At 57.6% G+C, this 12,828-nt stretch carries 8 protein-coding genes; 5 read left to right on the forward strand and 3 right to left on the reverse strand.

From position 1 onward, the window contains the following. Complete coding sequence (locus tag FQB27_RS09730; RefSeq protein ID WP_169560821.1) at nucleotides 1-1,269, reverse strand: hypothetical protein; 1,269 nt, start codon at nucleotides 1,267-1,269, stop codon at nucleotides 1-3. Nucleotides 1,270-1,576: 307 nt separating this feature from the next. On the opposite strand from FQB27_RS09730, the gene alaS reads away from it, so the two are divergent. Continuing rightward, a complete protein-coding gene (gene alaS / locus FQB27_RS09735; RefSeq protein ID WP_169560822.1) occupies nucleotides 1,577-4,228 on the forward strand; it encodes an alanine--tRNA ligase in 2,652 nt (883 codons plus the stop codon). Between the two features lie 294 nt (nucleotides 4,229-4,522). Beyond that, nucleotides 4,523-5,479, forward strand: a complete 957-nt coding sequence (gene htpX, locus FQB27_RS09740) for a zinc metalloprotease HtpX (RefSeq protein ID WP_169560823.1) — start codon at nucleotides 4,523-4,525, stop codon at nucleotides 5,477-5,479. A gap of 18 nt (nucleotides 5,480-5,497) precedes the next feature. Here htpX and FQB27_RS09745 read toward each other — a convergent pair whose 3' ends face one another. Then, nucleotides 5,498-6,127 (reverse strand): TetR/AcrR family transcriptional regulator, encoded by a 630-nt coding sequence (locus FQB27_RS09745; protein ID WP_169560824.1) that lies wholly within the window; start codon nucleotides 6,125-6,127, stop codon nucleotides 5,498-5,500. A gap of 160 nt (nucleotides 6,128-6,287) precedes the next feature. Between FQB27_RS09745 and FQB27_RS09750 the strand changes: the two genes are divergently transcribed. From FQB27_RS09750 to FQB27_RS09760, 3 genes are read left to right on the forward strand one after another with little or no spacing between them, the layout of a single operon-like run. Then, nucleotides 6,288-8,114: an AMP-binding protein gene (locus tag FQB27_RS09750; RefSeq protein WP_169560825.1), complete on the forward strand. Its 1,827-nt coding sequence runs from the start codon at nucleotides 6,288-6,290 to the stop codon at nucleotides 8,112-8,114. Between the two features lie 13 nt (nucleotides 8,115-8,127). Beyond that, nucleotides 8,128-9,162, forward strand: coding sequence for an NADP-dependent oxidoreductase (locus FQB27_RS09755; protein WP_169560826.1), 1,035 nt, complete (start codon nucleotides 8,128-8,130; stop codon nucleotides 9,160-9,162). A 42-nt stretch (nucleotides 9,163-9,204) separates the two neighbouring features. Continuing rightward, nucleotides 9,205-11,289 carry a 3-hydroxyacyl-CoA dehydrogenase NAD-binding domain-containing protein gene (locus FQB27_RS09760; protein ID WP_169560827.1) on the forward strand — a complete coding sequence of 695 codons (2,085 nt, stop codon included), beginning with the start codon at nucleotides 9,205-9,207 and terminating at the stop codon, nucleotides 11,287-11,289. A 45-nt stretch (nucleotides 11,290-11,334) separates the two neighbouring features. Here FQB27_RS09760 and FQB27_RS09765 read toward each other — a convergent pair whose 3' ends face one another. Continuing rightward, nucleotides 11,335-12,825, reverse strand: coding sequence for an MDR family MFS transporter (locus FQB27_RS09765; protein ID WP_169560828.1), 1,491 nt, complete (start codon nucleotides 12,823-12,825; stop codon nucleotides 11,335-11,337). Nucleotides 12,826-12,828 lie beyond the last annotated feature (3 nt).

A 12,828-nucleotide genomic window follows, 5' to 3' on the forward strand; every position in this document is an offset into this window, starting at 1 on the left:
TCAAGGGCGGGAAAAGCGGGAGGGGGCGGTCGGGCTGCTGGAAAAGCCTCGCCCGGGCAAGGTGGAACCATGCCCGAGGGAAGGAGAGCGGAACTGGCTGTTTCCCATGGGCGCCGAGGGGCGGCTGTTGCGGGGACTGACGCGGGGTTTCAGGCCTTCCGGACGGTATTTATACTGGCGGTCGATTGCGGGGACCTCATGGGTCGGGGCAACCTCCGGCATCATGTCTCCGTGAATGCCGAACTCGTTTTCCAGTATGGCGCTGCCGCCCATTGTCAGGGCGGACCCCAGCACAAGTGTTGCCAGCAACATGGTCTCTCTCCCGCGGAAGGGATTTACGAGGAATTTCCAGTGGGTTTCAAACAGGATGCCGTCATAGGCCACATTCCGGCGCATGGTCTTGCGAATATCAAGATGCCCCCGGTTCTTGACCTTGCGGACCCGTGAATTCATGTCGGTCAGGCGCTTTGCCATGCGGCGGACCATTTCCCGCATCAGCTTGAAGTCCCGTGTCTCGATATTGTTGAGCTTGACCTTCTTCAGGATTTCCTGCCGGAACTGGGTGTTTTTCCCCTCACTGGTCAGGGCCAGTTGCCGTTCCACCATGTCGCGGACCGCCTCGAACAGGATGTCCAACCGCTCGCTCAGTTGATCGGCCCCGGCGTCGTTGCCTTCCCGGCGACGATCGAAAATGGTCTGGTTGACATCGGCCAGTCCCATTTCCTCCATGATCCGGCGGGCAAAAAGACCGCGCTGGGTCATCAGGACGATGGAGCCCAGATTGACCTGATCGGCGGCGGATGTCATGGCCAGCGCCAGTTCGGTCCGATCGCCCTTTTCCAGAAGGTCGGTCAGGGAAGGGGAGGAGCCATCCGGGGCGCCTTCGCCGCTGCTGTCATTGCCTGTTCCGCTGCCCCCGCCATTCCCGCCGGAGCTTTGTTGCTGACCGCCGGCGGGTAACTGATCCAGCAGGGAGGACGCGTCCTCAAGGTCACTATTTTGTTCAGCGGTTTCCTGATCCCCTGCGGGCAGGGCGGTCTCCAGATCGAGGGAGATACCGGGCGTGAAGAATTCCTCAAAACAGGAATTGAAGATTTCCATTTCCTCGGTCGTCTTGGCCATCACCTGTGACAGAGCGGCTTTCAGCAGTCCCCGGTCGTCATATCCCAGTAGGTCGATGGTCCGGGCTGCATCCATTGTTTCCCCGATGGAGACCGGCACGCCCCCGTACCGCAACATGTTGACGAAATCGGCAAGGGGACGATCCATCAGCGGCTTTCCTTGATCGCGACAGTCACCAGGATCTTTGTCGATTACTGTCACGTGGATTTCCCGATTGTTTTTATTAAGGGCGATAACACGCTTTCTGTTATTGTTGATTATTGTGTACCGCGTTAATCAATTCCATATCAGGATTGTAAGCGTAATGCCAGTACAAGCGTATCCGTTTGCTGGAAGGGCGTGTTGTTTCTGGACACACCCTCGTCTGCACGGTAAAAGGCACGTTTGCTAATGATGGAAAGCAAACCGTAACTGATTTTTCATGTCCGCCGTGAAGGGGACGGGGTTAGAGAAAATGACAACAGCAAAAGAAATTCGTTCAGCCTTTTTGAACTATTTCGGGAAACATGACCACGAGATCGTCGACAGTTCACCGCTGGTGCCGAGGAACGACCCAACCCTATTGTTCACCAATGCCGGCATGGTTCAGTTCAAGAACGTGTTCACCGGGCAGGAAAAACGGGATTACAAGCGGGCCGTGACCACGCAGAAATGCGTCCGGGCCGGCGGTAAGCACAACGACCTTGAAAATGTGGGCTATACGGCCCGGCATCATACATTTTTCGAAATGCTGGGGAACTTCTCGTTCGGGGATTACTTCAAGGAACATGCCATTGAACTGGCCTGGAACCTGCTGACCAAGGAGTTCGGCCTGCCGCAGGAAAAGCTGCTGGTCACCGTCTATCACAATGACGAGGAGGCCGTTGGCCACTGGAAGAAGATTGCAGGCCTTGGCGATGACCGGATTATCCGTATCGCCACCTCAGACAACTTCTGGTCCATGGGCGATACAGGCCCCTGCGGTCCCTGTTCCGAAATCTTTTTTGATCATGGCGAAGGCATTCCCGGTGGCCCTCCCGGTTCCCCCGATGAGGATGGCGACCGGTTCATTGAAATCTGGAACCTTGTTTTCATGCAGTTCGAACAGATGGCCAATGGCGACCGTCTTGATTTGCCGCGCCCGTCCATTGATACGGGCATGGGGCTGGAACGTGTGGCGGCGGTTCTGCAGGGCAAGCATGACAACTATGACATCGACCTGATGCAGAAGATCATTCAGGCATCGGCCGATGTGTCCAATGTGGCCGCCGATGGAGAATTCAAGGTCTCCCACCGGGTGATTGCCGATCACTTGCGCTCTTCCAGTTTCCTGATTGCCGATGGCGTCCTGCCCTCCAACGAGGGGCGGGGCTATGTGCTGCGCCGGATCATGCGCCGGGCCATGCGTCATGCCCATATTCTGGGCGCCAAGGACCCGATGGTTTGGAAACTTGTCCCGGCTCTGGTCGAGGAAATGGGCTCCGCCTTCCCGGAACTGGAGCGGGCACAACCCCTGATCACGGAAACCCTGAAACTGGAGGAAACCCGGTTCAAGGAAACATTGGGCCGTGGTCTGAGGTTGCTGGAGGATGCCACCGACAAGCTTGGGGATCAGGAAGCCCTGTCCGGCGAAGTGGCGTTCAAGCTCTACGACACCTTTGGCTTCCCGGTTGACCTGACCAAGGATATCCTGCGGGGGCAGGGCCGTGATCTGGATGAGGCCGGGTTTGAATCCGCCATGCAGAAACAGAAGGAAGCCGCCCGTGCCGCATGGTCCGGGTCTGGCGAGGCCGCAACCGATCAGGTCTGGTTCGATATTCATGAACGGGCCGGGGCCAGCGAGTTTCTGGGCTATCAGACGGAAACTGCCGAAGGGCAGGTTCAGGCCCTCGTTGCCGGTGGCAATGAGACAGACGCGGTTTCCGAAGGGGCCGATGTGATGGTCGTTCTGAACCAGACGTCTTTCTATGGTGAAAGTGGCGGTCAGGAAGGCGATACGGGTTCCCTGAAATCCGAAGATGGCAAGACCGTTATCGAAATCACCGACACCCTGAAAAAGGAAGGCCTGCATATTCATGTGGGCAAGGTGACACAAGGGGCCGTCAAGGTCGGGGATGTTCTTGAAACCCATGTGAACCACGAACGCCGGGCGCGTCTTCGGGCGCACCATTCCGCGACCCACCTGTTGCATGAAGCACTGCGTCAGCGCCTGGGCGATCATGTCACCCAGAAAGGCTCACTGGTGGCGGAGGATCGCCTGCGGTTCGATATTGCCCACCCGAAAGCCATTTCCGAAGAAGAACTTCGCCAGGTCGAGAAAGACGTCAATGATCGCATTCGCCTGAACGCGGATGTGGCCGTTCATCTGACCACCCCGGAAGAAGCCATCAAGGCGGGTGCCATGGCCCTGTTCGGTGAGAAATACGGCGATGAGGTTCGGGTTGTCTCCATGGGCGGTGAGGATGCTGGCAAGGGCGCAGGCCGGACCTATTCCACGGAATTGTGCGGCGGCACCCATGTGGCCCGAACCGGCGATATCGGGTTCCTGAAAATCGTCAGTGAAGGCGGACTTGCCGCGGGCGTTCGCCGGATCGAGGCTGTTGCCGGTGCGGCGGCGCTTGAATATGTGAACGAACGGGAACGGCTGCTGAGCGAAGCGGCGGGCACCCTGAAGGTGGCACCGGGTGAGTTGGTGTCCCGCGTCAACGGGTTGCTGGAGGATCGCAAGAAGCTGGAACGGGAATTGAAAGAAACCCGGAAAAAGCTGGCGACCGGCGGGGGCGCGACCGAGCAGGCCGCCGAGAAGGTTGGCGATCTGAACTTTGCGTCCCGCCTGCTTGAGGATGTGCCCCCAAAAGACCTGAAGCCCATGGCCGATGAACTGAAGAAATCCATCGGCAGCGGTGTCATCGTTCTGATTGCGGCCAATGACGGCAAGGCGTCAATCGTGGTGTGCGTGACCGATGACCTGACCGACCGGTTCAGTGCCGTTGATCTGGTGCGGATCGGGTCCGAGGCCCTTGGCGGAAAGGGCGGCGGCGGTCGCCCCGACATGGCCCAGGCCGGCGGGCCGGATGCGTCAAAAGGCGAGGCCGCCATTGCGGCAATCAGGTCTGCACTGGCCTAACTGATTGCCTTATGGGATAACGGAAAACGGCAGGATTTCTCCTGCCGTTTTTTTGTTCCCGAAGGAACCTTTACACTCCCTGTGACCAGCCGCTCTTCGGTGCTACTTCACAATGTATATCAAGCATTTGTAAATTAAACTTTATGCTTAAGGTGAAGCTAGCGCGATCCATTGACAGATCAAGTTCTTTCTGGAAAATCGGGGCCGGTGAAATGAGGCGTACCTCCCTTGAAGACGGGCCCGATTTTACCAATATAGGGAGAGAAACCGACTTCTTTTCAGGGTATTGCGTTTATGAACTTCGTTAAAACCGGAATGTTGATTGCCGCCATTACGGCCCTTTTTCTTGGGGTTGGCTTTCTGATTGGCGGAGAGGCGGGCATGCTGATTGCGTTGGTTGTGGCCATCGCCATGAACGGCTTTGCCTACTGGAATTCTGACAAGATGGTCCTGCGCATGTATGGCGCCCGCGAAGTGGGCATGGCCGATGCACCGGAATTTGTCGGATTGGTGCAGGATCTTGCGACACGGGCAGGATTGCCCATGCCGCGGGTCTACCTGATTGATACCCCGCAGCCAAACGCGTTCGCCACAGGCCGGAACCCGGAAAATGCCGCCGTTGCCGCCACCACCGGATTGATGCGGATCATGACCCGTGAGGAACTGGCCGGGGTGATGGCCCATGAACTGGCCCATATCCGCAACCGGGATACCCTGATCATGACCATCACGGCGACCATTGCCGGTGCCATCAGCATGTTGGCCAACTTTGCCCTGTTTTTTGGCGGCAACCGGAACAACAATATGGGCATTATCGGGACGCTTGCCCTGATGATCCTGGCCCCGTTTGCGGCCATGCTGGTGCAGATGGCCATCAGCCGGACCCGCGAATATTCGGCGGATCAGGCGGGCGGCGAAATTTGCGGCAACCCGGAATGGCTTGCCAGTGCCCTGCTGAAACTGGAAAAGGGCGCTGCCCATATCGATAACGAGGTGGCCGAACGTAACCCGGCATCGGCGAGCATGTTTATCATCAACCCGCTGCACGGACGGGGGGCGGATAATCTGTTCTCGACCCACCCGGCGACGGCGAACCGTGTGGCGCGGCTTCGCGAACTGGCGGCATCTGTCTTTACAGGATCAGGGCGCGCCGCCCGGCGCAGCGCTGACGTGCCGCTTCGCACTGGCGGGGCGGTGCCTCATACGCGGCCGGGAAAAACATCGGGGAAAAGAAAGGGGCCCTGGTCGTAAAGACCGGGCTCTACCCGTCTACAGGCGTTCCGGATTGCGAACCATGCCGCGGGTCAGGAAGTTGGCCATCAGGGAGACATATTGCTCGCGGCTTTTGCCCATACGATAGGCCTGCGGGGCGGATGCCTGTATCATGCCCATCATGGCGTGGCCCATCAATTCCGGGTCCACATCATCATAGAGTTCGCCGTTTTTCCGCGCCCGTTCCAGCACCTTGATAAAGCCGGAGGCAAAGCGGCTGCGAACCACCTTACCGGTGGTGTCGGAAGGATCGAATACTTTTGTGTCCACAAGCGCGGAGCGGAGCAGGCCGGGGTTCTGTTCGGCGAATTCCTGAATGGCGGTCAGGGCGTAATTCAGATATTCCTCGAAACTGTTGACCTCTGGCACGCGGCTGGAGACGAAATTATGCAGGTCTTCCTGTGCTTCGCTGGCAAAGGCGAGGAAAATTTCCCGTTTGTCATTGAAGTGGCTGTAAAAGGTGCCGTGGGCCACATCTGCTTCGCGGGCGATATCCTGGGGGCGGGTTTCGTGGTAGCCCCGTGTGATGAAAAGTTTTCGTGCCGCGGCCAGCAAACGTTCGCGCTTTTCCGCCTTGCGCTTGGAGGCGCGATCTGTTCCCAGTGCACCCTCTGCCGAATCCGTCATTTTTCGTATCCTGTTTACTTTTTTATTTTTTGCGGCTGGCGCTGGAATTTTTCATGACAATTTGTCAATATTCGCCAGAATATCAGTCTGCCAATAAAAACTGAAACAAAAATTAATGGGAGAAAGCGGCTGTATGACTCAAGAGATTCTGTTTAAACCTTTGAACCGTCCAGTTCCGGATATCTCCGTTAACAAAAGAAAGGACGGCTCATATCTGATTGAGAGCAACATTGCAATCGGGGACTACGAAAAAAATGTTGCGGTTTATTGGCGCCGGGCCGCAGAGGAACTCCCGGACCGGCCGTTTCTGGTGCAATGCCAACCGGCGGCGGACTGGCCGGAGCTAACCTATGCCGAGGCGCGGGATCAGGCGGACAGGGTCAGTACATGGCTGCTGCAGCAGGGTTATGGCCCGGACACGCCGCTGTTGATCCTGTCGGGCAACAGCCTTGCCCATGCGGTCCTGTCCATGGGGGCGATCCAGATCGGGGTTCCGATTGTGCCGGTATCGCCGTCCTTCTCCCTGATGACCGGGGATTATTCCAAACTGAAATACGCGGCGGAACTGGTCGGTGCCCGCATGATTTTCGCCGAAAGCGGGGATGTATACGGCAAGGCCATCCAGACGATCCTGAAACCGGGAATGGATGTGGTGACTGTCGGCGGCGAGGCGCATGGCGGCCTGCGTTTTCAGGATATGCTTGCAGGCATGGACGCGGCATTGGTTGCGGAGGCCTATGACAAGGTGGACCGGTTGTCGCTGGCCAAAATCCTGTTCACGTCCGGGTCGACCGGCATGCCGAAGGCGGTCCCCAACACGCAGGGCATGATTTGTTCCGCCCTGAAAATGCACGAACTGATTGGGGAGCCACGCGATCCGATCAACAACCCCATGATCACGCTGGACTGGCTGCCCTGGCATCATACCTATGGCGGGAACGTCAATTTCTTTGGCACCATGCGCCTTGCCGGGACCCTGTATATGGATGATGGCAAGCCCATGCCGGGCATGTTCCAGCGAACCATCGATAACATTCGCCGGGTCAGGCCGACACGGTTCAGCAGTGTACCCATGGCGTTCAGTTTCCTGCTGGACGAACTGGAGGCCGACGAAATCCTTGCCGAGGCGTTTTTTGACCGTCTGAATGTCTGCAATTACGGCGGCGCGGCCCTGTCGCAGGAATTGTATGAACGGACGCAGGTGCTGTCCATCCGCCACACCGGATACCGTATGCCGTTTGGCACAGGCTGGGGATCAACCGAGACGGTGGGGACCGGTACGGCGGTTTACTGGAACACGGAAAAGGTGGGTTTGATCGGGGTGCCCTATTCGGGAGTTCAGGTCAAGCTGGTGCCAGTGGCGGACAAGTATGAAATTCGCATTCGGGGCCCCCATGTTCACGACGGATATTACAAACGCCCCGACCTGACCGACCAGTATTTCGATGACGAGGGGTTTTATTGTATCGGCGATGCGGTCAGCTTCGAGGATCCGGACAGCCCGGAAAAGGGATTGCGGTTCAGCGGCCGGGTTTCCGAGGATTTCAAGCTGTCCAATGGCACATGGGTCAATATGGGGGCCTTGCGGCTGTCCATTATTGACGCGCTGGACCCGCTGGTTCGGGATGTGGTGATCACGGGGCATGACCGCGAGGCATTGGGCATTCTGATTGTTCCGGCGGAAGGGTTGCTGAAAAGAAGCGGCCTGCCGGATGTTGCCCGTTCTGATGTGACGGCGGTTATAAAGGATGCGTCCATACTTGACGAAATCCGGTCAAGGCTTGAAACTTACAACAGGAGGAACCCCTCGAAAAGCCGGTGGGTCGGACATGCGCTTGTCATGGCGGCCCCGCTGTCGGTGGATCGGAATGAAATAACAGACAAGCAATATATCAACCAGAATGCGGTGCTGGAGAACCGGGCAGAGCTTGTCCGGCGCCTTTACGAGGATACCGCATCGGATCAAATCCTGACCTTTAACGAATAGAACGGAAATCAGAATGACTGAAATGAACAAGCAATGGCTTTTGAAATCCCGCCCTGTGGGAGAGCCCACACCGGACAATTTTGAGCTGGCGGAAAGCCCGGTTTCTGAACCCGCCGAAGGGCAGTTTCTGGTCAAGGTGATCTATATGTCGCTGGACCCCTATATGCGGGGCCGGATGAATGCCTCGAAAAGCTATGCCGTCAGTGCCGAACTGGGCCAACCCATGACCGGCAGCGGCGTTGGCGTTGTGGTGAAATCCCGGCACAAGGGGTTTGCCGAAGGGGATTACGTCATGGGGATGACCAACTGGCAATCCTATTGGCTGTCCGATGGGACCGGTGTGATGAAGCTGGACCCGGCACGGGCGCCCATTTCCACTGCTGTCGGTGTGTTGGGGATGCCCGGTCTGACGGCCTATGTGGGGTTGCTGGATATCGGTCAGCCCAAGGAAGGGGAAACCGTTGTGGTTGCCGCCGCCTCCGGTGCTGTGGGCAGCGTCGTGGGTCAGGTTGCCAAAATCAAGGGGGCCCGCGCCGTCGGCATTGCCGGGTCGAAAGAGAAATGTGATTTTGTCGAAAAGGAACTGGGTTTCGACATCTGTTTGAATTACAAAGACCCGGACTTTGTCGCAAAGTTGCATGAGGCCTGCCCAAAGGGTATTGATGTCTACTTCGAGAATGTGGGCGGCGCGGTTTTCGAGGCGGTTTTCCCGCTGATGAACGATTTTGCCCGTATCCCGCTGTGCGGCCGCATTGCGAATTACAACATGACCGCCGATCCGGAAGGTCCCAACAAGCTGCCTGCCTTCTTCGGGGATATGCTTGTCAAGCGGATGACCCTGCAAGGGTTCATTATTTCGGATCGGTATAATCGTCTGCCCGACTTCCTGCGAGACATGGGGGCTTGGGTGGCCGCAGGCGAGGTGAAATACAAGGAAGATATCGTCAAAGGTATTGAAAAAGCACCGGAAGCCTTTATTGGTTTGTTGAAAGGGGCGAATTTCGGAAAACTGCTGGTTCAGGTTTCCGACGATCCGACCCGAAAATAAGAAATTTTCAGTCAGAATAATCTGGGAAAGGAATAATAACCCATGACTGCCATTACAGAATTTGTCAGCTACGAGGCGGAAGGTGACGTTGGTGTCATTACAGTCGACAGCCCTCCTGTAAACGCCCTGAGCTTCGGCGTGCGTGCCGGTATCAAAGGAGGTATCGAGGCCGCCGATGCAGACAGTTCAGTGTCTTCTGTCGTTCTGGTTTGTGCTGGCCGGACCTTTATCGCTGGTGCGGATATCACCGAATTCGGCAAGCCGCCAAAAGCCCCGAGCCTGCATGAAGTCATTGCCGCGATGGAGGCTTGCAGCAAGCCGGTCGTTGCTGCCATTCACGGAACGGCGCTGGGCGGCGGACTGGAAACGGCGCTTGGCTGTCATTACCGCGTTGCCAGTCCGACCGCAAAGGTCGGCCTGCCGGAAGTGAAGCTGGGGATCCTGCCGGGTGCCGGCGGTACGCAGCGTCTGCCGCGTGTGGTCGGTGTTCCCATGGCACTGGAAATGATTACCTCTGGCAACCCGATCGGCGCCAGCAAGGCACTGGAAGTGGGTCTGGTCAGCGAAATCATTGACGGCGACCTGAAGGAAGGCGCGAAAGCCTTTGCCCGCAAGGTTGTGGCTGATGGCCTGCCGCTGGTGAAAATCAGCGATCAGAACGACAAGCTGAAGGAAGCCCGGGAAAATCCCGGCATGTTTGCTGACTTCCGCAAGTCCATTGCCCGCAAGACCCGCAACTTCGAAGCCCCGGAAAACTGCATCAAGGCCATTGAGGCCGCTGTTGAACTGCCGTTCCCGGATGGTTTGAAGCGCGAGCGCGAACTGTTCATGGAACTGATGCAGGGCGAGCAGTCCTTCAGCCAGCGTTACTTCTTCTTCGCGGAGCGTCAGGCTGCGAAAATCCCGGATGTCCCGAAAGACACCCCGCTGATCGATATCAAGACAGCCGGTATCATCGGTGCGGGCACCATGGGCGGCGGTATCGCCATGAACTTCCTGCAGGCAGGTATCCCGGTGATCATCGTGGAAACCACCCAGGAAGCACTGGATAACGGTATTGCGATCATCAAGAAGAACTATGCCGCCACGGTTTCCAAAGGCCGCATGAGCCAGGACGCCATGGACAAGTGCCTGTCCCTTCTGACCGGTACCACCAACCTTGAGGATATCAAGGATGTGGATATCGTTATTGAAGCCGTGTTCGAGAACATGGACGTGAAGAAGGAAATCTTCACCAAGCTGGATGCGATCTGTAAGGATGGGGCCATTCTGGCGACCAACACATCCACGCTGGATATCAACGAAATCGGTGCTGTGACCAAGCGTCCGGAATATGTCATCGGCCTGCATTTCTTCAGCCCGGCCAACGTCATGAAACTTCTGGAAGAAGTCCGTACAGACAAGACCAGCAAGTCTGTCATGGCAACCTGTATGGCACTGGCCAAGCGGATCGGCAAGGTTCCGGCCATGGTTGGTGTTTGCGATGGCTTTGTTGGTAACCGTATCCTGCACCGCCGTGCGGAACAGGCAACCCAGCTGATCCTGGAAGGCGCCCTGCCGCAGGATGTGGACCGGGTTCTCTATGACTTCGGTCTGCCCATGGGTCCGTTCGCCATGGCCGATCTGGCCGGCAACGACGTTAGCTGGCGTATCCGTCAGGGTAAGGGGCAGAAGAGCCCGATTGCCGATGCCATTTGCGAACTGGGCCGTTTCGGCCAGAAGACAGGCGCCGGTTATTACCTGTACAAGGATGGCAGCCGCACCCCGACACCGGACCCGGTTGTTGAGGACATCATCCTGAAGGCTTCAAAGGACGCCGGGATTGAACGCCGCGAGATTTCCGATGAGGAAATCCTGAAGCGGTGCATCTATCCGATGATCAACGAAGGCGCGAAAATCCTGGAAGAGGGCATTGCCACCCGGGCCAGCGACATCGATGTTATCTGGGTTTACGGATATGGCTGGCCGATCTATCGGGGCGGCCCGATGCGCTATGCCGACTATATCGGTCTCGACAATGTGGTGAAAACCCTGCGCGAGTATCAGGAGCAGTACGGCGATTACTGGAAGCCGGCACCGCTTCTGGAACGTCTGGCGAGTGAAGGAAAGACCTTTCAGGACGCCTGATCGTTTCGCGTAATCGTGACGTAAAAAACGGGAACCCCGCCGGATCTAGGTCTGGCGGGGTTCTTCTTTTTTGCGGTCCCGCTCGGTTCGGATGGCAATATACAGGCCGGGGATCAGCGAGAGGGAGAAAACCAGCAGGGTGATCAGGAAACAGTCCTGAAAGGTCTGGGTTTCGGCCTCAATGCGCTGTGCTTCCGTCAGGAGGGAGACACCGTATTTCTGCGCGGTTTCCTCCAGATGAAAACTGCTGCGGGCGGTGATCAGGATGGCTGTCAGGTTGACGCCCACCGTGCCCCCCAGCATGCGCACGAAATTCAGGGAGCCGGATGCCTGTGTAATCAGGTCCTGTTGCACCCGCGACAGGGCCAGTGTGCTGTTGGCCGGCATGACAAAACCCAAGGCCACGCGGCCAATCAACACCCAGCAGGCCAGAACCCAGAAATCGCTGGTTTCATGGGCAAAGCTGAGGGCATATGTGGCGATCAGGAAGGTCAGCAGGCCCGCGATGATCATGCGATAAGCGGGGAACATGTCAACCAGTCGGCCCGCAATGGGGAACACGGCCACCAGTGTCAGGCCCGCCGGCAGCAGGATCAGGCCGGCATCGGTGGCATTCATGCCCTGAACCGTCCGCACAAACAGCGGAATGGCATAGATGCTGGAGAAAAGCCCGGCACTGACCAACGCCCCGATGATCGCCGTAGAGGTGAAAACCGGGTTGCGGAAAACCTCAAGCTGGACAAGGGGGGCCTTGCTGCGGGTCTCCCGGACCAGAAACAACAGCAAGCCGGTCAGGGACAGGATGAAATAGGGATAGACCTGAACCGAGGTCAGGGTATCGAACTGGGAATTGGTCAATCCGATCAGCAACGATCCGACGGTCACGCCGATGATGATGAAGCTGAGCCAGTTAAAGGCCTGATGGCGGAAGTCCTGACGCCGGTCGGGCAGGAAGATCCAGCCCAGAATACCGGCAACCATCGCCAGCGGCAGACTGATGGCAAAGGTCATGTGCCAATCCAGCGTGTCGGTGATGATACCGCCAACCACCGGGCCAATGGCCGGTCCGATCACCACCCCCATGCCGAACAGGCCCATGGCGCGACCCCGCATGTCAGGCGGGAACAGGATAAAGACCAGTGACATGGAAAGCGGTTGCAGGATACCCGCCCCGGCCCCCTGCAGCAGGCGCGCCAGAATAAGCAGCGGATAGTTGGGCGCGGCCCATCCCAATGCCGATCCGGCAAGGAACAGGAAGATGGCCGCCATAAAGGTCAACCGTGCCCCGATTTCCCGCGTCAGCCACGCGGTGGTCAGCATCATGACCGCATTGGCACACAGGAAGGCCGTGGCCATCCATTGCGCTGATCCTTGCGTGATGCTGTAATCCTCCATGATGTCCGTCAGGGCCACATTGACCATGGTGGAGGAGAAGATCGTTGTCAGCAGGCCCAGAATGACGGACGAGACCGCCAGCCACTTGTAGGCGGGACCATATTTTCCAACAAGGCGGTTATATCGGGACGGTTGTTCCATGGG

The organism is Sneathiella chinensis (assembly GCF_012720115.1).
In the GTDB taxonomy this organism is placed as follows: Bacteria; Pseudomonadota; Alphaproteobacteria; order Sneathiellales; family Sneathiellaceae; genus Sneathiella; species Sneathiella chinensis.

Bases quoted from the DNA above. Each gene is read 5' to 3' on its own strand.
- htpX (WP_169560823.1), top strand. From the start codon at position 4,523: ATGAACTTCGTTAAAACCGGAATGTTGATTGCCGCCATTACGGCCCTT.
- FQB27_RS09745 (WP_169560824.1), bottom strand. From the start codon at position 6,127: ATGACGGATTCGGCAGAGGGTGCACTGGGAACAGATCGCGCCTCCAAG.
- FQB27_RS09730 (WP_169560821.1), bottom strand. From the start codon at position 1,269: ATGGATCGTCCCCTTGCCGATTTCGTCAACATGTTGCGGTACGGGGGC.
- FQB27_RS09755 (WP_169560826.1), top strand. From the start codon at position 8,128: ATGACTGAAATGAACAAGCAATGGCTTTTGAAATCCCGCCCTGTGGGA.
- alaS (WP_169560822.1), top strand. From the start codon at position 1,577: ATGACAACAGCAAAAGAAATTCGTTCAGCCTTTTTGAACTATTTCGGG.
- FQB27_RS09765 (WP_169560828.1), bottom strand. From the start codon at position 12,825: ATGGAACAACCGTCCCGATATAACCGCCTTGTTGGAAAATATGGTCCC.
- FQB27_RS09760 (WP_169560827.1), top strand. From the start codon at position 9,205: ATGACTGCCATTACAGAATTTGTCAGCTACGAGGCGGAAGGTGACGTT.